At 76.5% G+C, this 23,987-nt stretch carries 23 protein-coding genes; 8 read left to right on the forward strand and 15 right to left on the reverse strand.

Annotated features, from left to right (window positions below):
* Window positions 1-154: 154 nt before the first annotated feature.
* A complete protein-coding gene (locus tag ACI79V_RS19725) occupies window positions 155-907 on the reverse strand; it encodes a MerR family transcriptional regulator (RefSeq protein WP_456891971.1) in 753 nt (250 codons plus the stop codon).
* Between the two features lie 107 nt (window positions 908-1,014).
* Between ACI79V_RS19725 and ACI79V_RS19730 the strand changes: the two genes are divergently transcribed.
* Together ACI79V_RS19730 and ACI79V_RS19735 are read left to right on the forward strand one after the other, a co-directional pair.
* Window positions 1,015-1,905 (forward strand): haloalkane dehalogenase, encoded by an 891-nt coding sequence (locus tag ACI79V_RS19730; RefSeq protein WP_456891973.1) that lies wholly within the window; start codon window positions 1,015-1,017, stop codon window positions 1,903-1,905.
* A 52-nt stretch (window positions 1,906-1,957) separates the two neighbouring features.
* Entirely contained in the window at window positions 1,958-2,443 is a 486-nt protein-coding gene (locus tag ACI79V_RS19735; protein WP_456891974.1) for a VOC family protein, read from the forward strand.
* A 25-nt stretch (window positions 2,444-2,468) separates the two neighbouring features.
* Here ACI79V_RS19735 and ACI79V_RS19740 read toward each other — a convergent pair whose 3' ends face one another.
* Complete coding sequence (locus ACI79V_RS19740) at window positions 2,469-2,942, reverse strand: hypothetical protein (RefSeq protein ID WP_456891976.1); 474 nt, start codon at window positions 2,940-2,942, stop codon at window positions 2,469-2,471.
* 134 nt (window positions 2,943-3,076) lie between these two features.
* Here ACI79V_RS19740 and ACI79V_RS19745 point away from each other — a divergent pair, with 134 nt between their 5' ends.
* On the forward strand, window positions 3,077-4,828 hold the full coding sequence (locus ACI79V_RS19745) for a sensor histidine kinase (RefSeq protein WP_456891979.1): 1,752 nt from the start codon (window positions 3,077-3,079) through the stop codon (window positions 4,826-4,828).
* Window positions 4,819-5,493: a response regulator transcription factor gene (locus ACI79V_RS19750; protein ID WP_456891980.1), complete on the forward strand. Its 675-nt coding sequence runs from the start codon at window positions 4,819-4,821 to the stop codon at window positions 5,491-5,493. The genes ACI79V_RS19745 and ACI79V_RS19750 overlap by 10 nt, the downstream gene beginning before the upstream one ends.
* Here the strand turns inward: ACI79V_RS19750 and ACI79V_RS19755 are convergent.
* From ACI79V_RS19755 to ACI79V_RS19765, 3 genes are read right to left on the reverse strand one after another with little or no spacing between them, the layout of a single operon-like run.
* Window positions 5,490-6,320 carry an ABC transporter permease gene (locus ACI79V_RS19755; protein WP_456891982.1) on the reverse strand — a complete coding sequence of 277 codons (831 nt, stop codon included), beginning with the start codon at window positions 6,318-6,320 and terminating at the stop codon, window positions 5,490-5,492. The two genes, ACI79V_RS19750 and ACI79V_RS19755, sit on opposite strands and share 4 nt — an antisense overlap.
* Window positions 6,317-7,285, reverse strand: a complete 969-nt coding sequence (locus tag ACI79V_RS19760; protein WP_456876802.1) for an ABC transporter ATP-binding protein — start codon at window positions 7,283-7,285, stop codon at window positions 6,317-6,319. The genes ACI79V_RS19755 and ACI79V_RS19760 overlap by 4 nt, the downstream gene beginning before the upstream one ends.
* A gap of 42 nt (window positions 7,286-7,327) precedes the next feature.
* On the reverse strand, window positions 7,328-7,717 hold the full coding sequence (locus ACI79V_RS19765; RefSeq protein WP_456891983.1) for an antibiotic biosynthesis monooxygenase family protein: 390 nt from the start codon (window positions 7,715-7,717) through the stop codon (window positions 7,328-7,330).
* Between the two features lie 76 nt (window positions 7,718-7,793).
* Between ACI79V_RS19765 and ACI79V_RS19770 the strand changes: the two genes are divergently transcribed.
* Window positions 7,794-8,363 carry a TetR/AcrR family transcriptional regulator gene (locus ACI79V_RS19770; RefSeq protein ID WP_456891984.1) on the forward strand — a complete coding sequence of 190 codons (570 nt, stop codon included), beginning with the start codon at window positions 7,794-7,796 and terminating at the stop codon, window positions 8,361-8,363.
* Here ACI79V_RS19770 and ACI79V_RS19775 read toward each other — a convergent pair.
* Both ACI79V_RS19775 and ACI79V_RS19780 read right to left on the reverse strand, forming a co-directional pair.
* Window positions 8,344-9,798 carry a diguanylate cyclase domain-containing protein gene (locus ACI79V_RS19775; RefSeq protein WP_456891986.1) on the reverse strand — a complete coding sequence of 485 codons (1,455 nt, stop codon included), beginning with the start codon at window positions 9,796-9,798 and terminating at the stop codon, window positions 8,344-8,346. The two genes, ACI79V_RS19770 and ACI79V_RS19775, sit on opposite strands and share 20 nt — an antisense overlap.
* Before the next feature lie 61 nt (window positions 9,799-9,859).
* Window positions 9,860-10,459 carry a TMEM165/GDT1 family protein gene (locus ACI79V_RS19780; RefSeq protein ID WP_456876806.1) on the reverse strand — a complete coding sequence of 200 codons (600 nt, stop codon included), beginning with the start codon at window positions 10,457-10,459 and terminating at the stop codon, window positions 9,860-9,862.
* Between the two features lie 319 nt (window positions 10,460-10,778).
* On the opposite strand from ACI79V_RS19780, the gene ACI79V_RS19785 reads away from it, so the two are divergent.
* Window positions 10,779-11,894: an MFS transporter gene (locus ACI79V_RS19785; protein WP_456891987.1), complete on the forward strand. Its 1,116-nt coding sequence runs from the start codon at window positions 10,779-10,781 to the stop codon at window positions 11,892-11,894.
* 14 nt (window positions 11,895-11,908) lie between these two features.
* Here the strand turns inward: ACI79V_RS19785 and yczE are convergent, their stop codons facing one another.
* The 3 genes from yczE to ACI79V_RS19800 form a co-directional block, all read right to left on the reverse strand.
* Complete coding sequence (gene yczE / locus ACI79V_RS19790; protein WP_456891989.1) at window positions 11,909-12,520, reverse strand: membrane protein YczE; 612 nt, start codon at window positions 12,518-12,520, stop codon at window positions 11,909-11,911.
* 154 nt (window positions 12,521-12,674) lie between these two features.
* Entirely contained in the window at window positions 12,675-15,269 is a 2,595-nt protein-coding gene (locus ACI79V_RS19795) for a diguanylate cyclase domain-containing protein (protein ID WP_456891990.1), read from the reverse strand.
* 113 nt (window positions 15,270-15,382) lie between these two features.
* Window positions 15,383-17,086: a diguanylate cyclase gene (locus ACI79V_RS19800; protein ID WP_456891992.1), complete on the reverse strand. Its 1,704-nt coding sequence runs from the start codon at window positions 17,084-17,086 to the stop codon at window positions 15,383-15,385.
* 109 nt (window positions 17,087-17,195) lie between these two features.
* Here ACI79V_RS19800 and pheA point away from each other — a divergent pair, with 109 nt between their 5' ends.
* Window positions 17,196-18,131 carry a prephenate dehydratase gene (gene pheA / locus ACI79V_RS19805; RefSeq protein ID WP_456891994.1) on the forward strand — a complete coding sequence of 312 codons (936 nt, stop codon included), beginning with the start codon at window positions 17,196-17,198 and terminating at the stop codon, window positions 18,129-18,131.
* 78 nt (window positions 18,132-18,209) lie between these two features.
* Here pheA and ACI79V_RS19810 read toward each other — a convergent pair whose 3' ends face one another.
* Entirely contained in the window at window positions 18,210-20,318 is a 2,109-nt protein-coding gene (locus tag ACI79V_RS19810) for an MMPL family transporter (RefSeq protein WP_456891996.1), read from the reverse strand.
* Window positions 20,319-20,375: 57 nt separating this feature from the next.
* On the opposite strand from ACI79V_RS19810, the gene ACI79V_RS19815 reads away from it, so the two are divergent.
* Window positions 20,376-20,828: a MarR family winged helix-turn-helix transcriptional regulator gene (locus tag ACI79V_RS19815; RefSeq protein WP_456876812.1), complete on the forward strand. Its 453-nt coding sequence runs from the start codon at window positions 20,376-20,378 to the stop codon at window positions 20,826-20,828.
* Between the two features lie 76 nt (window positions 20,829-20,904).
* Here the strand turns inward: ACI79V_RS19815 and ACI79V_RS19820 are convergent, their stop codons facing one another.
* From ACI79V_RS19820 to ACI79V_RS19835, 4 genes are all read right to left on the reverse strand, one after another.
* The gene (locus tag ACI79V_RS19820) at window positions 20,905-21,240 is read right to left on the reverse strand and encodes a GroES family chaperonin (protein ID WP_456876813.1); all 336 of its coding nucleotides are present in this window, start codon (window positions 21,238-21,240) and stop codon (window positions 20,905-20,907) included.
* An 88-nt stretch (window positions 21,241-21,328) separates the two neighbouring features.
* Window positions 21,329-21,676: a metallopeptidase family protein gene (locus ACI79V_RS19825; RefSeq protein ID WP_456891998.1), complete on the reverse strand. Its 348-nt coding sequence runs from the start codon at window positions 21,674-21,676 to the stop codon at window positions 21,329-21,331.
* Window positions 21,673-23,103: a GuaB1 family IMP dehydrogenase-related protein gene (locus tag ACI79V_RS19830; protein ID WP_456891999.1), complete on the reverse strand. Its 1,431-nt coding sequence runs from the start codon at window positions 23,101-23,103 to the stop codon at window positions 21,673-21,675. Before ACI79V_RS19830 ends, ACI79V_RS19825 begins: the two co-directional genes overlap by 4 nt.
* Before the next feature lie 67 nt (window positions 23,104-23,170).
* Window positions 23,171-23,902: a hypothetical protein gene (locus ACI79V_RS19835; RefSeq protein ID WP_456892001.1), complete on the reverse strand. Its 732-nt coding sequence runs from the start codon at window positions 23,900-23,902 to the stop codon at window positions 23,171-23,173.
* Between the last annotated feature and the right edge of the window lie 85 nt (window positions 23,903-23,987).

Below are 23,987 nucleotides of genomic sequence, written 5' to 3' on the forward strand. Positions count from 1 at the left end.
GGCTCGCTGATCCGAAGACTCAACCCAGGCCCGGGACCTCCGGCCCCCCCCGGACCCGGACCCCCCCCCCCCCCCCCCCCCCCCCCCCCCCCCCCCCCCCCCCCCCGCCCCCCCCCCCACCCCCCCCCCCCCCCCCCCGGCGGAGGGGAGCCGGTCAGCCCCGGCGGGCGGCGTTGGCCTGCACGGCGGTGCTCACCCACTGCGCCAGGCCCGGCGTCACCGCCTCGTAGGTGGCGGTGAACCGCTCGTCCTCGACGTACATCCGGCCCAGCGCCGCGTGCATCTCCGGCGGGCAGTCGTAGAACCAGCGGCAGATCTGCTGCCGGGCCTCCTCGGCCAGGTCCATGGCCTGCTCCGAGTCGGCGGCGACCCCCGCCTGCACCGCCGCGGCCATGCGCCGGTTGAGGTCCTCGCCCTCGGCCTTGATGCGGACCCAGTCCTCCTTCGTGTAGGCCGCGGTGCGCCGCGAGGACTCGCGGTAGGCGTCGGTGTCGCCCCAGCGCTCCTGCACCTCGGCCTCGTAGCGCTCGGGGTCGTGCTCGCCGAACACCTCGAAGCGCTCCTGCGGGGTCAGTGAGATCCCCATCTGCCTCGCCTCCATCTCCTTCTCGACGGCCGCGACCATCGCCCGCGTCCGCTCCAGCCGGTCCCGCAGCAGCCGGTGCTGCCGGCGCAGGTGCGCGGCGGGGTCGGCGGACGGGTCGTCGAGCAGGGTCGCGACCTGATCGAGGGGGAACCCGAGCTCGCGGTAGAGCAGCACCTGGTGCAGCCGGTCCAGGTCCGCCGCCGAGTAGCGGCGGTAGCCGGCGGCGGTGCGTCCCGACGGCGACAGCAGGCCGATGCGGTCGTAGTGGTGCAGCGTGCGCACCGTGACCCCGGCCAGCGCGGCCACCTCTCCGACGTTCACGCGGGTCCCTCCTCCCTGACGGCGACGAGTCCACAGCCTGACGCTGCGTCAGGGTCAAGCGCGATCTCCGGACGGCGGCGCACCGGTGTCTGGGCGAGGATGCCGGGGTGGCCGCTGAGGACGTCTCGCCCGAGGACCCCTTCCCCCGGCAGCGCGTGCCGGTGCTCGGCACCGAGATGGCCTACGTCGACGTGGGCGAGGGCGACCCGATCGTGTTCCTGCACGGCAACCCGACGTCGTCCTACCTGTGGCGCAACGTCATCCCGCACGTGCAGCACCTGGGCCGCTGCATCGCCCCGGACCTGGTCGGCATGGGCGAGTCGGGGAAGCTGCCGCACCCGGAGCGGGGCACCTACTCCTTCGCCACCCACGCCGAGCACCTGGCCGCGTTCCTCGAGGCGGTCGGCGTCGAGCGGCGGGTGACCCTCGTGCTGCACGACTGGGGCTCGGCGCTGGGCTTCGACTGGGCCCGCCGCCACCCCGAGGCCGTCCGCGGCCTGGCCTTCGCCGAGGCCATCGTCACGCCGATGACCTGGGCCGACTGGCCGGCCTCGGGCCGGAAGATCTTCCGCACCATGCGCGGCGACGACGGCGAGACCGTCGTGCTGGACAAGAACGTCTTCGTCGAGCGCATCCTCCCCGCGTCCACCCTGCGCGGGCTGACGCCGGAGGCGCACGAGCGCTACCGGCAGCCCTTCGGCACCCCCGCGGACCGCTGGCCCACGCTGGAGTGGCCGCGGCAGATCCCGCTGGAGAACGTGCCGCCGCGGGTCCGCGACGTCGTCGCGCAGTACGGGGTCTGGCTGCGCGGCAGTGCCGTCCCCAAGCTCTTCCTGAACGCCGAGCCCGGCTGGCTGCTGGTCGGCAGGCCGCGGGCGCTGGTCCGCAAGTGGCCGTCGATCACCGAGGTCACCGTGCCCGGCGCGCACTTCGTGCCCGAGGACTCGCCGCACGCCGTCGGCGAGGCGCTGGCCGAGTGGATCCCGACGCTCCCGTGACGCTGTCGGGTCCGTTCAAGACGGCGCCGTCCCGGCGGGCCAGGGTGGGCGCATGGCGATCACCGACGGCCGTCCCGACGGCTACACCTCCCTGACCCCGTTCCTGGTCTGCTCGCCCGCGGCCGAGGCGATCCGCTTCTACGAGGAGGTCTTCGGCGCCACCACGGTCAGCCGGATGGACGCCCCCGACGGCACGGTCGCCCACGCCGAGCTGCAGTTCCCCTCCGGCCGGCTGCAGCTGTCCGACCCGAACCCGCAGTACGGCCTGGTGGCGCCCACCGGGCAGGCCGAGGACCGGGTCAGCGGCTCGACCTGCCTCTACGTCCCCGACGTCGACGCCGTGTTCGCCGCCGCCGTCGAGCGGGGCGCGACCGTGCGCGAGCAGCCGGCCACCTTCGTCACCGGCGACCGGTTCGCCTCGGTCCACGACCCGTTCGGCCACCGCTGGGCGGTCATGACCCGGGTCGAGGACGTCAGCCCGGAGGAGGGGGAGCGCCGCCTGTCCGAGTGGGCGTCCTCCGGCGGGCTGGAGGGTTAGGCCCGCCCTGCCGGCATCCTCGCCGTCAGCTGGGGCAGTAGTACTCGCGGAGGTCCACGTCGAGCGACGGGTGCGGGCCGCGGGTGCGGGAGACGGTCCCGTCGGGGTCGAACTCCACCCACCCGGCGTCGAGCAACCGCACACCGCCGTCCGGATCGAAGAGCTGGATCGGCTTGCCGACGACCCGGCGGGTGCCGTCCGCCGCGATGAAGGTCGTCCCCGCTCCCTTCTCGACCGGCACCCGGGGGTCCTCGGGGACGAAGGTGCGGACGACGTGGACGGTCTCGGAGCCGTCCGGGTACACCGTCGAGGACCAGCGCTGGGTCAGCGTGGTCCGCGTGACGATGCCGCAGAGGTCGAGGATGAACTCGTCGTCGAAGGTGTCCACGAAGCTGCCGCGCTCGATCACGGGCGGAGCAGCGGAGGCGGCGGTGGCCGGCACCGTGGTGAGACCGAGGGCGGTCGCGATCACGAGGCTGCAGGACGCGGTGCGGTTCATCGTTCCTCCCGGACGGCGGTGGGGACGCGCCGGACGCTAGGGAGGCGCGGCGCCGCGCAGTAGGGAGCCAGCCCGGTCCGGAGGGGAGGGTTTTCCCTGACCACAGGGGGAAGTCGGCGTGCGATGCTGCCGTCGTGCTCGCCCGTGGGCCGTCGAGGCGCCGGCTGGCGGCAGCCGGCGCGGCCTCGTTCACCGCCGTCACCGCGGCGGTCGGGGCGTCGCAGGGGGCGCCCGCCCGGTTCCTGCTGCTCGACACGGGCCTGGGTCTGCTGTTCGTCGCGGCCGGGCTGGTCGCCTGGGAACGACGGCCCGAGGTGCGGACCGGTCCGCTGCTGGTCGCCTCCGCCGTCCTGTGGTCCGTGGGGTCCTACGCCCCGGCGGGCCTGGTGCCGTGGGCGGTGCTCGGGTTCGCCTTCGAGCGCTACTACGACCTGCTGCTCGCGTTCCTGACCCTGACCTTCCCGGACGCCCGCCTGCGGCGGTGGGACCGGATCGTCCTCGCCGCCCTGGCCGCTGGGTACCTGGTCCGGACCGCGTCCAGGCTCCTCGTGGGCTGTCCCTGCACCGGGTCCGAGAACCCGTTCGCGGTGGTCGAGCACCAGGTGCTCTTCGAGCAGGCACAGCTGTGGACGAGCGCGCTCGTCGTGCTCGCCTCGCTCGGGGTCGTCGTGCGGGCTCTGCGGCGCCTCCGCTCCGCCGCCCCGGCGGCACGGCGGATCCTGCGGCCGGTCGTCCTCGCGGGCACGGTGGCCGCGCTCGTGGCCGCCTACGACGCCGCGGAGATCGTGGCCCTGGTGCTCGGCCGGTACCCACTGCTGCCGTTCGAGGAGCCCTGGCGGGAGATCGCCGCGTGGACGATCCTCGGTGCCGTCGCCCTCGTGCCGCTGGGTTTCCTGGCCGGCGCCCTGCGGCTGCGCCTCCGGCGCGGTGCCATCGCCCGGCTGGCCCTCCAACTGGACGGCGGAGCGGATCCGCGCCGGCTGCGCGACGCGCTCCGGGTGGCCCTGGGTGATCCCGCCCTGCGCCTGTACCTGCGGGAGCCGACGGGCACGTGGACGACCTCCTCGGGGCAGCCGACCGACCTCCCCCCCGAGGACCACCGGACCGCCCGCACGGTGCTGGCCGGCCGGCACGGGCCCGTTGCCGCCGTCGTCCACGACCCCGCCCTGCGCGAGGACCCCGGGCTGGTGGCCGCCGCCACCGCCGTCCTCCGCCTGGCCGTCGAGAACGAGCGCCTGACCGAGCTCGACCGTGCCCGGCTGGAGCAGGTCCGGGCGTCACGCGCCCGCCTCCTCGAAGCGGGGGACCGGGAGCGCCGCCGCATCGAGCGGGACCTGCACGACGGGGCGCAGCAGCGGCTCGTCGGCGTGGCGCTGTGCCTCCAGCAGGCCAGGGACGCCGCCCGGGCGGCCGGTGCCGGCACCGAGGTCGTGGGCCGCCTCGACGAGGCCGCCGAGGAGCTGCGGGCCGCGGTGGTCGAGCTCAGGGAGCTGGCGCGCGGCATCCACCCGACCGTCCTCACGGAGGAGGGACTCCGGCCCGCGGTGGCGGGGCTGGCCCGGCGCGCGGCGGTGCCCGTCGACCTCGACGTCCGGTGCGGCCGGCTCGACGCGGGGGTGGAGGCCGCCGCCTACCACGTCGTCGCGGAGGCGCTGACGAACGTGACGAGGCACGCCCGCGCCAGCGGCGCCGCCGTCTCCATCTCCCGGGACGCCGGGCACCTCGTCATCGAGGTCACCGACGACGGAGCCGGCGGGGCCGACCCCGCGCGCGGATCGGGGCTGGAGGGCCTCACCGACCGGTTGGACGCGCTCTCCGGCAGCGTCCGGGTGGTGAGTCCCCGGGGCGGCGGGACGCGGCTGCGGGCGGAGATCCCGTGCGGGTGATCGTGGCCGACGACTCGGCGGTGATCCGGGCCGGTGTCGTCCGCATCCTGGCCGGCGCCGGGATGGACGTCGTCGCCGAGGCCAGGACGGCCGGTGAGCTGCTCCGTGCGGTGGCCGACCTCCGGCCGGAGCTGGCCGTCGTCGACATCCGGATGCCTCCCGGGGGCAGCGCGGGACTGCACGCGGCGGTGCAGGTCAGGGACCGGTACGACGGCGACGTCCGCGTCCTGGTGCTGTCGCAGTACCTGGAGCCGGACTACGCCCTGCGCCTGCTCGGGAACGGGGTCGGCGGTGTCGGCTACCTGCTGAAGGACCGCGTCGCGGAGGGCGGCCAGTTGGTCGAGGCCGCCCAGCGCGTCGGTGCCGGCGGGACGGCCGTCGACCCGGCCGTCGTGGAGGAGCTGGTCCGGACCCGGCGGCGGCAGGACCGTCTCGTCCGCCTGACCGGCCGGGAGCGGAGCGTCCTGCGCCTCGTGGCGGAGGGGCGGTCCAATCGCGCCATCGCCGAGCGCCTGGAGGTCGCGGTCAAGACGGTCGAGGGGGTGATCGCCGCCGTCTTCGCCAAGCTTGAGCTCGAGCCGGGACCGGACGACAACCGCCGGGTCCTCGCGGTCCTCGTCCACCTCGACCACAGCCTGCCGGCCCGGCGAGGGAGCGGGCCCTAGTCGAGGGCGCGGCGGCGGAAGCCGACGAGGCTCAGCACGCCGAACACCGCGAGGAACCCGGCCAGGGCGAGCGCGCACACCGGCAGCGGCAGGTGCGGCACGTCCGGGGTCATCTCTGCGCGCAGCGCCTCGCTGAGGTAGGTGAGCGGGTTGACCGCGCACACCACCTGGAACCAGCGCAGCTGGTCCAGCGCCGGCCACGGGAACTGGGTGGAGCCGGTGAACAGCAGCGGGGTCAGCACGACGGCGAACACGACGTTGATCCGGTTGGGCCGCACGAAGGTGCCCAGCACCATGCCCATCGCGGCGCCGACCAGCGAGCCCAGCACGAGGAAGGCCGCCAGCAGCGGCACGTCGCCCCACGTCACCGGCAGCGAGCCGAGCACCCACCAGCCGATGGGGAACATGACCACCGCCGCCACCAGCGCCCGCGCCGTCGAGAAGACGATCTTCTCGACGGCGACCAGCGCGGTGGGCAGCGGCGCGAGCAGCCGGTCCTCGATCTCCTTGGTGAACGAGAAGTCGATGACCAGCGGGAAGGCGGTGTTCTGCAGCGCGGTGAGGAAGGCCGCGAGCGCGATGACCCCGGGCAGCAGCACCCCGGAGTAGGCGGTGGAGGCGAAGCCGAGCTCGACGAGCACCTTGCCGAAGACGAACAGCAGGAACACCGGCTGCAGCACCACCTGCAGCAGGAACGGCACGAACTCGCGGCCGGTGACGAACAGGTCGCGCCACAGCAGCGCGGTGAAGGCCCGCCCCACGTCCGGCCGGGTCGACCGCGGCGGCGCGAGCACGGCCGCGGCCCGGCCCGTGGCCTCGGTGGTCATCGCAGCTCCCGTCCGGTCAGGCTGAGGAACACGTCCTCCAGGCTCGGCTCGCCGATCCGCACCCCGGTCAGCCGGGCGCCCCGCGCGGTCAGCGCGTCGGACACCGGGCCGACCGTCGAGGCGGCGTCGGCGGAGAGGTAGAGCCGGGCGCGCAGGCCCGCGGCGTCGGCCACCGGCTCCACCCGCTCGGTCTGCGGCAGTGCGCCGAGTGCGGCCAGCACCGCCTCGTCGCTGTCCGCGGGCGCCCGCTCGACGTCGACCTCGAGCGTGGCGCTGCCCGGCAGCGACCGGGTGAGCGCGGCCGGGGTGTCCAGCGCGAGCAGCCGGCCGCGGTCCATGATCCCGACCCGGTCGGCCAGCGCCGCGGCCTCCTCCATGTCGTGCGTGGTGATCACGACCGTGACGCCGGTGTCGCGCATCTCCCGCACCCGCTCCCACACGAACAGCCGGGCCTGCGGGTCCAGGCCGGTGCTCGGCTCGTCGAGGAAGACGACCTGGGGGGCGTGCATCAGTGCCCGTGCGATGAGCAGCCGCTGCGCCATGCCGCCGGAGTAGTCGTCCACCCGGTCGCCGCCGCGGTCGCCGAGGCCCAGCCGCTCGAGCAGCTCGTCGGCCCGGCGGTTGCGCTCGGCGCGCCCGACACCGTGGTAGGCGGCGTGGAAGACCAGGTTCTGCCGGGCGGTCAGCGACCGGTCGAGGTTGGAGCGCTGCGGCACCACCGACAGCCGGCTGCGCGCGGTGACCGGGTCGGCGGCGACGTCGACCCCGGCCACCCGCGCGGTCCCGCCGGTGGGCAGCACGCGGGTGGTCAGGACGCCGATCGTCGTGGTCTTGCCCGCGCCGTTGGGGCCCAGCAGCCCGAAGACCTCACCGCGGTCGACGGTGAACGACACCCCGTCGACGGCGTTCGCCGGCCGGCCCGGGTAGCGCTTGACCAGCTCGGCGACCTCGACCGCGGCGTCCATCGACGGCGATGGTGCCACCTCCTGCCGACGGTGCCGCCGCCGTCACGCCGGGGGCGCGGCCGCCGCGGTGCGGGCGCCGTCGACGGTGGGGGCGGAGCCGTCGCCGGGCAGCGTGTGGTTGCCGAACGTGCGGAGCCGGGGTGCCCAGCGGCGCATCGCCGACCGGTGCGGGTCGGTGCGGGCGAAGGCGCGGACGGCGGCCTCGTCGTCCCACCAGGACACGGTGGTGAAGGTCCGGGCCAGCGGCTGGGCGCGCAGCAGCAGCGAGCGCGCGCCCGGGGAGGCGGCCACCTGGCGACGGATCGCCAGCGCCGAGGCGAAGAACGCCGGGACGTCGGTGAACCGGCGCAGCCGCAGCTCGGTGAGGAGGACGACGCCGGGGCCCTCGACCGCGCAGCCGGCGGTCCAGGGCAGGTCGGGGATGGCGGGCACGGGGGTCCTCCTCGGCGACTAAACAGGTGTAAAGCCACCGTAGACCCGCGACTTAACGCGTGTAAAGTGCGATTCCGTGTCCCGCGACCTCCGCAGCGACCTGCTGACCGCCGCGGCGACCCTGCTGGAGCGCACCGGCTCGGCCGACGCGGTGACGCTGCGCGGGGTCGCCCGGGAGGCCGGGGTCAGCGCGCCCGCCGTCTACGGCCACTTCGCCGACCTCGACGCCCTCCTCGACGCCGTCGTCGAGCGGGGGTTCACCGAGCTGGTGGCCGGGATCGCCGCGGCCACCGACGGCGTCGCCGACCCCGTCGACCGGCTGCTGGCCGGCTGCCGGGCCTACGTGCGCAGCGGGCTGGCCGCTCCGGGCCGCTACCGGGCCATGTTCGGCAGCCGGCAGGTGCCCGCGGGGGACCGCGCCTTCGCCGTCCTGGTCCGCGCCGTCACCGCCTGCGTGGAGGCCGGCCGGTCGGCCAGCACCGACCCGCGCGCCGACGCCGCCCTGGTGTGGACGGCGCTGCACGGGCTGGTGACGCTGTGGGCGGGGAGCCGGGCCCGGCCGTGGGCCGACCCCGAGGAGCAGGTCGGCGCGCTGGTGACGCGGCTGGCGCTGGTCCCGCCCGGGGTCAGCGGCGCGAGCGCTTGACCGCGTACATCGCCGCGTCGGCCCGGCGCAGCAGCGTGTCGGGGGTGTCGCCGCGCCGGGAGAGGGTCACCCCGGTGCTCGAGCGCAGCGGCGGGCCGCCGTCGGCGGGGTCGCCCAGGGCCTGGCCGATCCGGTCGGCGAGCGCGTGTGCCGCCGCGGTGGTGGCGGTGCCGGGGCACAGGACGACGAACTCGTCGCCGCCGATGCGGGCCACGGTGTCCCCCGGGCGCACGACGGCGGTCAGCGTGCGCGCCGTGCGCAGCAGCGCGGCGTCGCCGGCGGCGTGCCCGAGCGTGTCGTTGATGGTCTTGAAGTCGTCGAGATCGCAGTAGAGCAGCGCGACCGGCAGCCCCTCGCGCGCCTGCACCCGCAGCGCCTGCGCGATGCGGTCGAGCAGCAGCGCCCGGTTGGGCAGGCCGGTCAGCGCGTCGTGCAGGGCCGCCTCGCGCAGCCGGGCCTCGAGCTCGCCCTGCGCGGTGACGTCCATCATCGCGACGACGGCGCCGGTCATCCGCCCGGCGGCGTCGACCACCCGGTCGCCGGAGGCGCGCAGCTGCCGCGTCGGCCGGTCGGCCTTGGTGATCGCCACCGCGGCGTCGCGGACCCGGCCCTCGGCGAGCACGCGCCGCACGGGCAGCTCGTCCTGCGCCAGGGGCCGGCCGTCCGCGGCGGTCAGCCCGAAGGCCGCGGCGACGGCGGGGCTCGAGGTGAGGGTGTCGGGCGTCCACGCCGCGTCGAGCCCGTGCCAGGCGCGGGCGACGCGGTTGACCAGGGTGATCCCGCCGTCGGCGTCCGCGGCGACCACGCCCACGGGCAGCGCTTCCAGCAGTGCGCGGGTGAAGGCCTCCGAGCGGCCGGCGTGGGCGGCGGCGGTCTCCGCCTGGTCGCGCGCGGCGGCGTTGGCCACGGCCAGGTCGGCGAGCGCGCGGGCCTGCCGGCGGCGCTGGAAGAGCGCCACCACGACCGAGGCCAGGTCGGCCAGCCGCTCGCCGGCGTCCGGGGCGAAGGCGTGCGGGGCCTCGTCGAAGACGCACAGCGTGCCCACCGTCGCCCCGTCGAGGACGAGGGGGGCGCTGGCGTAGGCGCGCACCCGCGCGCGGCGGCCGTCGACCCACGGGTTGCCGGCGAACGCGGGCACGCTGGCGAGGTCGTCGTACACCGCCGGCCGCGAGGTGCCGGCGGTCGTGGTCGCGCACAGCGACTCCTCGCGCGGCGTGCTCGCCCCGGTGAAGCCGTGGGGCGCGAGCTGGTGCTGCCAGCGGGTGTCGAGCAGGTTGACCGTCGCGCAGGGCACCCCGGTGACGGCCGCGGCGACCCGGACGACGGCGGCCAGGTCGGCGTCCTCGGTGGCGTCCAGGACACCGAGGTCGTGCAGGAGCCGGGCCTGCCGGGCACGCAGCTCGGCGAGTTCCTCGGGCGGGGTGCAGACGCGCATGGCACCGGGGATCGGCCCCGCCGGGGGCCGGCTGCAGCCACCGGGCGGGGGCGTCCCCCGATCAGGTGAGCGCGCGCACGGCCTCCACGGCGGCGAAGACGGCGAAGACGACGAACAGCACCGCGGCGGCCCGGCGGATGAGGGCCACGGGGAGCCGGTCGGCCAGCGTCCTGCCCAGGAAGACCGCCAGGGCCGAGACGGTGAGCAGCGCGGCCCACGCCCCGAGGAACACCGACACCGGGGCGTCGAAGCGGGCGGCCAGCCCGGCGGTCGCCAGCTGGGAGAGGTCACCCCACTCGGCGGCGAAGAGCACGCCGAAGGAGATCGCGGCCGCCCGCAGGAACGACGTCCGCTCCCGGGCCTCCGCGGCCTCCCCGCCGTCCTCGGGCCCCTCCGAGGCGCTGCGCCACAGCAGCACCGCGCCGACGAGGAACAGCACCGCGACGACCCCGGCCACCAACGCCTCGGGCAGCAGCGAGAGCAGGCTCCCGGCGGTGACGGCGATGGCCACCTGCAGGCCGAACGCGGTGCCGACGCCGACGAACACCGGCAGCGGCGGGAACCGGGTGGCCAGCACCAGGCTCGCGAACAGCGTCTTGTCCGGCAGCTCCACCGGCAGGACGAGGAGGAACGCCGTCGCGACGACGGACAGCACGATCACGGGTGGGACTCACTTCCGCTCGGCACGGCCGGGCGGGGGCGCACGCCTCCGACCGGCAGTGCGACGACTGCTCGGTCGAAGGTCTCGCCCACCCGCGCGGGGCGCGGGCCCGCTGACCGGGCGCCACCGCGGTGGCGCCAGCGTGTCGACCAGCGGACGGGGGGCTACTCCCCTTCTCGGCCGCCCACCCTAGCCGAGGGCCCGCGGTAAACCCGGTGCGCGCGGGTGTGGCTCCGGTTACGGTCCGCCCGTGCCCTTCCGTTGACGCCCGTCCCGCTCCCCGCTGCCGGCCGCCGCCCGGCCACTGGCCCGCCTGGCCGTGGCCTGGACCGCGCTGTCCGGTCTCGCCCCGGTCTACCCGCTGTACGCGCTGCTGTTCCTCGACACGGGGCTGTCGCAGGCGCAGGTGTCGGCGCTGTTCGCGCTGTGGTCGGTGACCGCCCTGCTGGCCGAGGTCCCCACCGGCGTGCTCGCCGACCGCTGGTCCCGCCGCGGCGCGCTCGTCCTCGCCGGCGTGCTGGAGGCGGCCGGTTTCGTGCTGTGGACGGTCGCGCCCGGCCTGCCGGGCTTCGCCGCCGGCTTCGTCGTCTGGGGCGTCGGCGGTGCGCTGGCCTCCGGCGCGGCCGAGGCGCTGGTCTACGACGGCCTGGCCGCCGTCGGCGCGGAGGACGCCTACGTCCGCGTGCACGGCGCGACGACGGCGGCCGAGCTGCTGGTGCAGGTGCCGACCGCGCTGCTGGCCGGGGTGCTGGTGCAGGCCGGCGGCTACGCCCTGGTCGGCTGGGTCAGCGTGGTCGTCTGCCTGGCCGCCGCGGTCCTGGCCACCCGGTTCCCCGAGCCGCCGCGCACGGCCGACGACGACGAGCCGGAGGTCCCGCTGCGCAGGGCGGTCGGCACCGCGCTGCGCCGCCCGCGCGTGCGGGTGGTGGTCGTCGCCGTCGCCCTGCTCGGCGGGCTGGACGCGATCGAGGAGTACTTCCCGGTCATGGCCCGAGACCAGGGCGTGACGACGGAGCTGGTGCCGGCCGCCGTCCTCGTCGTCGCGCTGGCCGGGGCGGCGGGTGCGGCGCTGGCCGGCCGGGCGGCGCGGCTGCCCTCGCGGGCGCTGCCGCTCCTGCTGCTGCTGTCGGCGGCGCTCCTCGCGGCCGGTGCGGCGGTGGACCACCCCGCCGCCGTCGCCGCGGTCGCGGTGTCCTACGGGCTGTACCTGGCGGTGCTCGTCGTGGGGGAGACGCGGCTGCAGGAGCAGGTGCCCGCCGCGGTGCGGGCGACGGTCACCTCGGTCGCCGGCCTGGGCATCGAGGCCGCCGCGCTGCTGGTGTTCGCCGCGTGGGCGCTGGGCGGGGCGGTCGCGGTGGCGGTGCTGTTCGTCGCCGTCGTCCCGGTGACCGCCCGCGGTCTCGCTCCCCGGGTGGTGGCCGGCCGTCAGCGCTAGAGGGGCCGGGTGGGCTACGCGGGCACCGCCGGGACGGGCGGCCGCACCGACAGCCGGGGCAGCAGGGCGTGCACCAGCGGCCCGATGGCCAGCGCGTAGAGCACGGTGGCGACGCCGAGGGTGCCGCCGAGCAGCCAGCCCACGGCCACGACCGCCACCTCGATCGACGTGCGCACCAGACGCACCGAGCGCCCGGTGCGGCGGACGAGGCCGGTCATCAGCCCGTCCCGCGGACCCGGGCCGAGGTGCACGCCGATGTAGGCGGCGGTCGCGACGGCGTTGAGCAGGATGCCGGCCGGCACGAGCGCGACCCGGACGGGCAGGGACCCCGGCTCGGGGAGGACGGCGAGCGCCGCGTCCAAGGCCAGGCCGATGACGACGACGTTGCTGACCGTGCCCAGCCCCGGCCGCTCGCGCAGCGGCACCCAGGCCAGCAGCACCAGCGCGCCGACGACGATGGTGACCACGCCGAGGGACCAGCCGAGCTGGCGGGACAGTCCCTGGTGCAGCACGTCCCACGGCATGACCCCCAGGCCCGAGCGCACCAGCAGGGCCATCGACAGGCCGTAGAGCACCAGCCCGGCGTAGAGCTGAGCGAGGCGGCGGGGTCCGGGGAACTGGCGCACGACCCGATCCTGCGACAGGGCCGGCCCGCCGATCACAGGCCAATCCGGGCGAGTGGTCTGCGCCCCGGCCCTGCCTGCGGTCCGGTCCCGGACCCCGGGAAGTGCCTTTAGCGCTACAAAGGCCCCCAGGGAGCCTTTGTAGCGCTAAAGGCACCTATCTCGCGGCGCGGCGGGCGATGCGGGCGGCGAAGACGCCGGCGGCGTGGCCGTTGTCGATGTTGCTGACGACGACGCCGGGCGAGGCCGAGGTGAGGATCGTCAGCAGCGCGCCGAAACCGCCGAACGACCCCGGCTGCCCGGTCGAGGTGGGCACCGCGACGATCGGCACGTCGGTCATCGCCCCGACCGTCCCGGCCAGCGAGGCGTCGAGCCCGGCGACCACGACCAGGCAGTCGACGTCGTCGAGCAGGGTGCGGTCGGTGAGCAGCGGCCGCAGCCGGCCGGCGCCGACGTCGTCGACGCGCACCACCTCGGTGCCGGTGACCCGCGCGACGAACGCCGCCTCGGCGGCCACCGACGCGTCGGCGGTGCCGGCGCACAGCACACCCACCCGTCCGACCGGGTCGGGGACCGGCCCGACCGCGGCCGACATCGCCGCCGCGTCGACCGTGGAGCCGGGGTGCGCGGAGGCCAGCGCGACGAGGGTGTCGGCGCTGGCGCGGACGACCAGCGCGGGCCGGTCGGGGTGCGCGGCGCGGGTCTCCCGGACCAGCGCGAGGACCTGCTCGGTCGAGCGGCCCACGCCCCAGATGACGTCGGGCTCGGCCGGCGCCGGGGGCGCGGCCGGGGGTGCGGCGGGCGCGGGCCCGGGCGTCAGCGGCGGCTCGCCCGGACTGCCCAGGGACAGCGGGGGGTCGGCCAGCAGCGGCGAGAAGCCGCCGACGGGGTCCAGCGGCGAGCTCGCCGCCGGGACCGGCCGCGCCGCCGCGGGCGGCGCCTCGTCGGGCGCGGTGCCGGGAGCGCGGGTCTGGGTGAGCGCGGACAGCGCCACGACGCGGTCGCGTCCGCTGCGCTTGGCGTCGTACAGCACGCCGTCGGCCGCGGCGAACAGCGTGCGGCGGTCGTCACCGCGGGTGGCCGAGGCGATGCCGACACTGATGGTCACCGGCACGCGCAGGCCCAGCGCGGCCCAGTCGTGGGCGGCCACGGCGCGGCGGACCCGCTCCAGCGCGTGCTCGGCCTGCTCGGCGGTGGTGTCGGGCAGCAGCACGACGAACTCGTCGCCGGCCCACCGGCACACCTCGTCGGTGTCGCGGCAGCCGGCCAGCAGCAGGTCGGCCACCGCGCGCAGCACCGCGTCCCCGCCGGGGTGCCCGACGGCGTCGTTGATCGCCTTGAACCGGTCGACGTCGACCACCGCCAGCGCCGGCGTGGTGCCCGCGCTGAGCAGCCCGTCGAGGCGCGCCTCGGCGTAGCGGCGGTTGGGCAGGTGGGTGAGGGGGTCCTCGTAGGCCTGGCGGCGCAGCTGGCCGGCGGCCCGCTCGTTCTCCAGCAGGCTCTTGCGCCGGCCGAACAGCTCCACCCAGCGGGTGCGCCGCTCGTCGACCCGGTCGAGCTCGTCGGCGAGGTAGGCCTGCAGGTAGGGCAGCGCCCGGCCGGCGTCGTCGAGCTCGGCGTGCAGCGTGCACAGCTCGCGCAGCGCCGCCCGCCGCAGCCGCGGCAGGCCGTGCTCGGTGGCCAGCGCCAGCGCCTTGGCCAGCTGCCGGTCGGCGCCCCGGCCGTCGCCCTGCCGCCGCAGCGCGCGGCCCAGCGCCAGCATCGCCGAGGCCAGCAACGCGCGGTCGCCCCGGGCGCTGGCGGTGCGGACGGCGGCGCGCAGCGGGCCGGTGGCCGCGGCGTGCTCGCCCAGGCCGACCAGCGCCCAGCCGTGCACCACCTGAGCGGCGACGACGCCCGCGGCGTCCGGCGGCAGCTGGGCCAGCGCCAGCTCGGCGAGCTCGCGCGCCTCGGCGAAGCGCGGCTGCGCGGACGCGGGGTCGCCGTCGTCGAGGAGGGCCTCGCCCAACTCGGCGCACAGCTCGCCCAGGCAGGTGGCCGCACGCGCGACGAGCACGTCGGGGTCGTCGGGACCGAGGACGCCGGCCCCGGCGGCCGCGGTCGCCGTCTCCAGGGCGCGGCGCTGGTAGTCCAGCGCCAGCGGCATCAGCTCGAGGTCGGCCAGGACGCCGGCGAGCGTGCCCAGCGTGTCGACCAGCAGGGCGCTCGGCGGCAGCCCCGCGTCGAGCAGGCTCGCGGCCTCGACCGCCTCGTCCATCGCGGCGTCGATCCGGCGGGAGAGCAGCTCGATGCGGGCGTGCCGGGCCAGCCCCGCGGCGCGCTGCAGGTCGTCGTCGCTGGCGTCGAAGGCGGCCTTGGCCGAGCGCACCAGGGCGATCGCGAGGGCGGCGTGCGCGGCCGACTCCGACCGCGGGTCGCCGTCCCCGCCGCCCGGCCCGGCCGCCGCGCCCACCCCGCGGTCGAGCACGTCGGCGACGCCGGCGTGCAGGTCGAGCGACTCGGTGACCCCCGGCGCGTCGAGGGGCTCGCCGACCAGCGTGAACCCGGCGACCCGCAGCCGGCGGACCAGCAGCTCGGCGCGGAGGGTGTCGGCCCAGGCGCGGCCCAGGCCGGACGTGTCGCCGTCGGGGGTGTCCGAGGGCGCCGCGTAGGGCGAGGAGGGGTCGGCGACCGAGAGCAGCCGCTCGGCGTCGTCGAGCTGCCAGTTGGCGAGGGCGGCGGTCACCCGGTGGTGCAGGGCTCCCGGTGGCACCAGCGCACTGTGCACGTCGTCCGCGGGGGAGTCGAGCGCTGGGGCACCGGCGCGCCGGGGGCCGTCCACGCGGTCGTCCGTCCCGTCACTGGCGCCCCAGGCGGGCCGCTGCGTCACGCCGACGCCCCGTCGAGGTCGTCGAGGTCGGCGCTGCCGTCGGGGTCGTCGACGAGGCCCGGCGCGCGCACCCGGTTGCGCCCGCCGCGCTTGGCGGAGAACAGGTGCAGGTCGGCGGTGTCGAACAGCGCGCGCCAGCCGGCCGGCGCGGCGCGGTCGTCGGCGGGCGCCGTGGCCACCCCGATGCTCACGGTGATCGGCTCGGACAGCGGCAGGTCGCCCCAGTCGGCGTCGGCGACGGCGGCCCGCAGCCGCTCGGCCGCGGCCAGCGCCTGCGCCGGGGTCGACGACGGCAGCACCACGAGGAACTCGTCCCCGGCCCACCGGTAGACCTCGTCACCGGCCCGGCTGTGGTCGCGGAGCAGCGCCGCGACCCGCCGCAGCACCTCGTCGCCGTGCGTGTGGGAGGTGTCGTCGTTGACCTCCTTGAACCGGTCGACGTCGACGACGGCCAGCGACAGCGGCTCGGCGCCCGGCCGCAGCCCCGCGAGACGGCGCTCGGCGCTGCGCCGGTTGCCCAGCCCGGTGAGCGGGTCCTCCAGGGCGTGCCGGCGCAGGACGGCGGCCTGCCGCTCGGTCTCGCGCAGCCGGCTGCGCCGCACGAACATCTCCGCCCACAGCTCCCGGCTGCGCGCGTGCGCCCGGCCGGTGTCGGCGCGGTAGGCCTCCAGCCAGTACAGCGCCTCGGCGGGGCGGCCCATCGCCGCGGTGGCCTGGCCGAGCTCGAGCAGGCACTGCCGGTAGCGGCGGCGGTCGGCGGAGGCGGCGAACGCGCCGGAGGCGTCGACGAGCAGGTCGGCGGCCTCCTCGCCGCCCCCGCCGCCGGTGTTGGCCTGGGAGAGCCGGGTCAGCAGCCGGGCCAGCGCGAGGTCGGCGAAGCCGCGCAGCCACGTGCTGCCGGTGCGGTGGACCCGCCGGTGCACCGACCGCAGCGGGCCGAGGGCGTCGTCGAGATCGTCGTGGCAGGACAGCGCCCACGCCTGGACGACGTCGAGCAGGTCCTGGTCGCCGGGCTCGGGCTCGACGGCCAGCGCCCGGGCGTCCTGCGCCGCGGCGATCGCGGTGCCGGCCAGCTCGCGGGCCCGCCCGGCCTGCCCCCGGCGGCGCAGCGTCTGCGCCAGCTCGACGTTCTGCTGCGCGCACAGCCGCAGCAGCTGCCAGCGGTCGACGAGGTCGGGCAGCCGGGCCGCGACGGCGTGGCCCTGCTCGGCCTGGGCGACGGCGAGCTCCTCGAGGTCGAGCGCGGTGAGGGTGAGCGAAAGCCACAGGTGGGCCTGGTGCAGCGCGCGCGGCGGCTCACCGGGAGCGGGGTCGGCGGCGGTGACCTGCTCGGTCAGCAGGCTGGCGTCGACGGCCAGCAGCATCGCGGTGTCGAGGTGGTCGGCCGCGGCCTCGACGTGGGCGAGGTAGGCCAGCACCAGGGCCGTCGACGCCGAGGCCGGGCACGCGCCGAGGGCCTCGCGGGCGGCAGCGGTGCCGGCCGCGACGGCGTCCCGGTCGCCGTCGACCAGCCCGCGACGGGCCGCGAGCGCCCCGCGCCAGGCCGCCCAGCCGGGGTCCCCGACGGCGGCCAGCGCGGCCTCGGCGTCGTCGAGCTCGGCGCGGAACGCGTCGGCGTCCTCCCGCGAGCTGGCCGCCAGGAGGCGTCGGAGCGCAGCGTCGAGGTCACCGTCGGTGAGGGCAGCAGGGCTGGGGGGCACGCATCCCTCCTCCTCGACACCGGACGTCCGGCCACGGCTCGACCGGCGGCGAGGCGGTCCTCCCCGGACGGGACCGGGGATCCCCGTCCGACCGCACTACCCTCGTCGGGTGCTGCAGACCCCTCCGACGCGGTTCGCCTATCTCGGGCCCGAGGGTACCTTCGCCGAAGCCGCGCTCAGCAGGGCCGTCGCCCCTGGCGAGGGGGTCCGGCAGCCGGCGGCGAGTGTCCCGGCGGCGCTGGCCGCGGTGCGCGCCGGCGAGGCCGACGCCGCCCTCGTGCCGCTGGAGAACTCGGTCGAGGGCTCGGTCCCCGCGACGATGGACGGCCTGGCCGAGGGCGACCCGCTGGTGGTCGTCCGCGAGGTGTTCCTGACCGTCTCCTTCGTCCTCGCCGTGCGCCCGGGCACCACCCCCGACCGGGTGCGCAGCGTGGTCAGCCACCCGCACGCGCTCGCCCAGACCGCGCGCACGGTGGCCGGCCTGCTGCCCGGCGTCCCGACCCTCCCGGCCTCCTCGACGGCGGCCGCCGCACGCGCCGTGGCCGAGGGCGAGCACGACGCCGCCGTCTGCGCGCCGATCGCGGCCGAGCGCTACGGGCTGGTGCCGCTGGCCGAGGACGTCGCCGACCACCCGGGCGCGGTCACCCGTTTCGTGCTGGTCTCCCGGCCCGGCGCGCTGCCGGCGCCGACGGGCAACGACAAGACCTCGCTGGTGGTCGTCGTCACCGACCGCACCGGCGCCCTGCTCGACGTGCTGCGCGAGTTCGCCGTCCGCGGGATCAGCCTCACCCGCATCGAGTCGCGGCCCACCCGCGACCGGCTGTGGGTCTACTCCTTCTCCCTCGACTGCGAGGGCCACGTCGCCGAGGCCCGGGTGGGCGAGGCGCTGGCCGCGCTGCACCGGGTGTGCGAGGACGTGCGCTTCCTCGGCTCCTACCCGCGGGCCGACGGCCGCACCAACCGCCCGGTCCCCGACGAGTCGGCCGACGCGGCCTTCACCGAGGCCGGGCAGTGGCTGGCCCGTGTGCGAAACGGTGAGGTGTAGGCGAAGGCCCGTGCGATCGGCCCTCCTGCAGGGGCCCGCCGCGAGCGTGCGAGTGGCGGGGGGCAGGAGGGTCCTTCGTCAGGCCGGTTCCAGCTCGCGCTCCGGCTCGGGCGCGCGCCGGCGGGACAGCGCGCTGGGCCACCACGTGCGGTCGCCCAGCAGGTGCACCGCCGAGGGCACCACCAGCGAGCGGACGACGAAGGTGTCGAGCAGGACGCCGAAGCCGACGAGGAAGGACAGCTGGGTCAGGAACAGCAGCGGCAGCACCGCCAGCGCCCCGAAGGTGGCCGCCAGCACCATCCCGGCCGACGTGATGACCCCGCCGGTCACTGCCAGGGCCCGCAGGACGCCGTCGCGGGTGCCGTGCTTCTCGGACTCCTCGCGAGCCCGTGTCATGAGGAAGATGTTGTAGTCGATCCCCAGGGCGACGAGGAACACGAACCCGATGAGCAGGATGCCGGGGTCGCTGCCGGGGAAGCCGAACACGCTGTCGAAGAGCAGCGCGGCCACGCCGACCGTCGCCCCGACGCTGAGCACGACGCTGGCCAGCAGCAGCAGCGGGGCCACCAGCGAGCGCAGCAGCAGGGCCAGCACCACGGTGATGACCACCAGCACGCTGGGCACGATCACCCGCAGGTCGCGGGCCGCGGTCTCGCGGGCGTCGAGGTTGGCCGCGGTGTCCCCGCCGACCAGGGCGGCCGGGTCGGCGTCGTCGAGCGCCGTCCGCAGCTCCTGGACGACGTCGATCGCCTCGGTGCTGTCGGCGGCCACGGCGAGGGTCACGTCGAGGCGGACCTGCCCGTCGACGACGGCCGGGTCGGCACCGGGCTGCGGCGGCCCGTCGGTGCCGGTGAACGGCGCGACCGAGGCCACGCCCTCCACGGCGGCCGCCGTCTCGGCCACCTCCTGCCAGCTGCCCTCCGGGGTGATGACGACGGTGGGGCTGCCGGAGCCGGCGTCGAAGTGGCGGGCCAGCGCCTCCTGCCCGTCGACGCCGTTGGACTCGCCGCGGATGGCGTCGCTGAAGGTGATGCCGTCCGCGTCGTAGGTGGGCGCGAAGACGGCCGCGGCCACCAGCGCCAGCGTGCTCAGGGCCAGGACCCGCCGCGGCCGGCGGCCGACCAGCGCCGCGACCCGCTGCCAGCCACGGCCCTCGCGCGGGCGCTGGCCGACGTGCGGGCGGAAGGGCCAGAAGGCGGCGCGGCCGAGCAGCGCCAGCGCGGCCGGCAGGAAGGTCAGCGCCGCGACGACGGCGAGCGAGACGCTGACCGCCGAGATCGGCCCGAGCCCGCGGTTGGACGCCAGGTCGGAGAACAGCAGGCAGAGGACGCCGAGGACCACGGTCGCGCCCGAGGCCACGATCGGCTCCCACGAGCGGCGCAGGGCCACCCGGATCGCGGTGAACCGGGAGTGCTCGCGCTGCAGTTCCTCGCGGAAGCGGGCGACGAGCAGCAGGCCGTAGTCGGTGGCCGCGCCGACGACCAGGATCGCCGCGATGCCCTGGCTCTGGCCGTTGACGGTGATCAGGTCGGCGTCGGCCAGGAGGTAGGCGACGGCGTTGCCCGCGGTGAGCGCCAGGCCCGCGGTGCCGATGACCAGGAACGGCAGGATCGGGCTGCGGTAGACCACCAGCAGGATGAGCAGGACCACGCCGAACGCCGCGAGCAGCAGCAGCCCGTCGATGCCGGCGAAGCCGTTGGCGAAGTCGGCGAAGATGCCGCCCGGCCCGGTGACGAAGGAGTCGGTGCCGTCGACGGCGATCGCCGCGCGGATGTCCTCGACCACGGTCACGATCTCGTCGCCGAGCTCCGGGCTGAGCGGCAGCACCGCTTGCACCGCCTCGCCGTCCTCCGACGGGATCGGCGGGGAGGCGGGCGCCACCAGGGCGCCGGCCTCGTCGGCGACGGCCGTGGCCTCCTGCACCGCCTCGCCGACCGCGCCGAGCGTGGCCTGGTCGAGCGGCCCGTCGCCCTCCCAGAGCAGGATCGCCGGGATGGCCTCGGTGGGGGAGAAGGCCTGGGCGAGCTCCGCGACCCGGGTGGACTCGGCGCTGTCGGGGAGGAAGGCGGCGGTGTCGTTCTCCTGGAGCCCGGTCAGCTGGCCGCTGAGGGAACCGAGGGGGGCGGCCGCGCCGAGCCAGGCGAGGACGACGAGCAGGGGGAGCAGCCAGCGGACCCGACGGGCCATGGTCATTCCTCTCGACCAGCGATAATCTAGACGTTCGAGACATTACGGGGGTGGGACATGGAGCGCAACGACGGCCAGCGGGTGGAGGTCGCACTCCTCCTTCGGCGTCTCACCGTGGAGGTGGATGCAGTCGGGCAGCGGTTCGCCGACGCGCACGGTCTGGGCCGCACCGACGTGCGGGCCGTGGTGGCCATCCTGGACGCCACCCGCCGCGGGGAGCCGCTCACGGCCGGCGCGCTCGGCGCGGCGGTGGGCCTGAGCTCGGCGTCGGTGACCGCGCTGGTCGACCGGCTCGAGCGGGCCGGGCACGTGCACCGCGTGCGCGACCCCGAGGACCGGCGCCGCGTCGTCCTGCACATGAGCGAGCCGACCATGGCCGCCGGCGCCGCGTTCTTCGGCGGCCTGCAGCGCGACGTGGTGGGGGCGATGGCGGACATGTCCGACGCCGAGGTCGCGGTGGTCCGCCGGTTCCTCACGGCGGTGACCGAGGTGGTGGTGGCCCACCGCTGAGCGCTTCTCCAGGCATAGGAAGCTCTCCGCACGTCTCGGCGCCCGAGACGTGCGGAAAGCCTCCTATGCCTCGGCGTTACAGGTACAGGCCGGTGGACTCCTCGATCCGCTCGGCGGCGACGGCGTGCACGTCGCGCTCGCGGAGGATGACCAGCTCCTCGCCGTGCACCTCGACCTCGTGCTGGTCCTCGGGGGAGAAGAGCACCTGGTCGCCGACCTTCACCTGCCGCACGCTCGAGCCGACCCCGCGCGCCTCGCCCCACACCAGCCGCTTGGCCACCTGCGCGGTCGCCGGGATGAGGATGCCGCCGGTCGAGCGCCGCTCGCCGTCCTCCCTGCGCAGCGACACGAGGATCCGGTCGTGCAGCATCTTGATCGGCAGTCCGCTGCCCTTGGCGACGTCGGATGGCACGCGGTCACCGTACGTGGTGACGTACTGGAACGGCTCCCTCGCAGGGGCCCGCCGCGAGCTCGCGAGCGGTGGGGGGCGAGGAGGTCCTTCACCCCCACCCGAGCTCGTGCAGCCGCTCGTCGCTGATGCCGAAGTGGTGGGCGATCTCGTGGACGACGGTCACCGTCACCTCCTCGACCACCTCCTCGGCGGTCTCGCAGATGTCGCAGATGGCCTCGCGGTAGACCATGATCCGGTCGGGCAGCGTCCCGCCGTACTGCCAGCCGCGCTCGGTGAGCGCGTAGCCCTCGTAGAGGCCCAGCAGGTCGGGCTCGTCCTCGTTGCGGTCCTCGACCAGGACGACGACGTTGTCCAGCAGCGCCATGAGCTCGGCCGGGACCGCGTCGAGGGCATCGGCGACCAGCGACTCGAAGACCTCGCGGGGGAGCGGCCTCACCAGCTGGTCGGCAGCGGGCGGCCCTCCTCGTAGCCGGCCGCGCTCTGCACCCCCACCACGGCCCGCTCGTGCAGCTCGTCGATGGTGCGGGCACCGGCGTAGGTGCACGACGAGCGCACCCCCGCGACGATGCCGTCGACCAGGTCCTCCACGCCGGGCCGGGCCGGGTCGAGGTACATGCGCGAGGAGCTGATCCCCTCCTCGAACAGCCCGGCGCGGGCCCGCTCGAAGCCGCTCTGCGCCGCCGTCCGCGCCTTGACCGCGCGCGCCGACGCCATGCCGAAGGACTCCTTGTACAGCCGGCCGCCGTCGTCGTGGATGTCGCCGGCGCTCTCGTAGGTGCCGGCGAACCACGAACCGACCATCACGTTGGCCGCGCCCGCGGCCAGGGCCAGCGCGACGTCGCGCGGGTGGCGCACCCCGCCGTCGGCCCACACGTGCCGGCCGAGCCGGCGGGCCTCGGCGGCGCACTCCTCGACGGCGGAGAACTGCGGCCGCCCGACGCCGGTCATCATCCGGGTGGTGCACATGGCGCCCGGCCCGACGCCGACCTTGACGACGTCGGCGCCGGCCTGGACGAGGTCGCGGGTGCCCTCGGCGGTGACCACGTTGCCCGCCACGACCGGCGTCGACCCGGCCACCGCGCGCACCGCGCGCACCGCCTCGACCGCCTTCTCCTGGTGGCCGTGCGCGGTGTCGACGACGAGCACGTCGACACCGGCGGCCAGCAGCGCCGACGCCTTGCCGGCGACGTCGCCGTTGATGCCGACGGCGGCCGAGGTGAGCAGCTGCCCGGTCGCGTTGACCGCCGGGGTGTAGAGCGTCGAGCGCAGCGCGCCCTTGCGGGTGATGACGCCGACCAGCCGGTCGCCCTCCACCACCGGCGCGGCGCTGACCCGCTCACCGGAGAGCACGTCGAACACCTTGGGCAGGTCGGTGCCCGCGGGGATGGTCAGCGGGTGCTCGGCCATGACCTGGCCGAGCTGGCTGAACCGGTCCACGCCGCGGCAGGCGCCGTCGGTGACCACGCCCACCGGCACGCCGTCGTCGACCACCACGACGATGCCGTGCGCCCGCTTGGTCATCAGCGACAGCGCCTCGCCGACGGTCGACGTCGGGGCCAGCGTGATCGCGGTGTCGTAGACCGGGTGGCGGGCGTGCACCCAGGAGACGACCTCGGTCACGACGTCGACCGGGATGTCCTGCGGGAGCACCGCCAGGCCGCCGCGGCGGGCGATCGTCTCGGCCATCCGGCGGCCGCTGATCGCCGTCATGTTGGCGACGACGACCGGGATGGTGGTGCCCACCCGGTCCGGCGTGGTCAGGTCGACCTCGAGCCGCGAGCCCACGGTGCTGTGGTTGGGCACCATGAAGACGTCGGCATAGGTGAGGTCGGTGGCCGGGCGGTTGCCGCCGATGAAGCGCATGGACCCCATTGTCCCGCAGCGGCCGCGCGGGCGAGGTCCCTCCGCGTGTCTCCCGGGACCGCGCTGCTCAGCGCCCGGCCCGCGGCGCGGGACGGCGGGCGGACACCAGCGCGACCGCGACCACCACGGCCAGCCCGGTCCCGGCGACCAGCCCGAGCGCCGTCGCCCCGGCGCCGAGGGTGGAGACGAGCGCGCCGAGCAGCGCCCAGCTCGCGGCGACCACGTAGGCGGGCTGCCCGTGCACCCGCCAGGCGACGGCGGCAGCGGTCGCCGCGGCGCCGGCCAGCAACAGCGCGGGGACTACGGTGCCGTCGACCAGCCGCCCGGGCAGGACGGTGGCCGTGTTCACCCAGACCGCGGCGCTGGTCCACCCGGCGTAGAGGCCGACGGTGCCGCCGAGCAGCAGGCGGGTGGTCCGGTCGGCCGGCGTCGCGACGACCGTCCGCAGGCAGACCAGCAGCGCCGCGAGCATCGCCGCGAAGACGGGGACGGTCAGGGCGGGCGCCGCCGCCGCGGCTACCAGCCACAGCACGAAGCCGACCTGCGCCAGCGACAGCGGCACCTGCACGCGGCGCCAGGGGTCCGCCGTCGCGCGCCGCAGCGGGAGGCCGTACACCGCCGCGGCCAGGCAGCCGAGGACGACCGGCCCCCAGATGGCGAAGAACGGTCCGGGCGGCACCAGCACCGGGTCGCTGCCCGAGCCCTGCTCGAAGCCGGCCAGCGGCGGGGCGGCCGCCTGGGCGACGGCGGTGGCCAGCAGCAGCCAGCGTCCCCGGCTGCCGGGCGCGGGTCGGGCCACGGAGACCTCCTCCCGGACGCCTGTACCCGGTGTTCGGCCGCGCGGACCCACCCGGATGCGGGAGGCCGCCCCGCGCCGCCGGGGT

The sequence above is a fragment of the Geodermatophilus sp. SYSU D00700 genome (assembly GCF_054050255.1).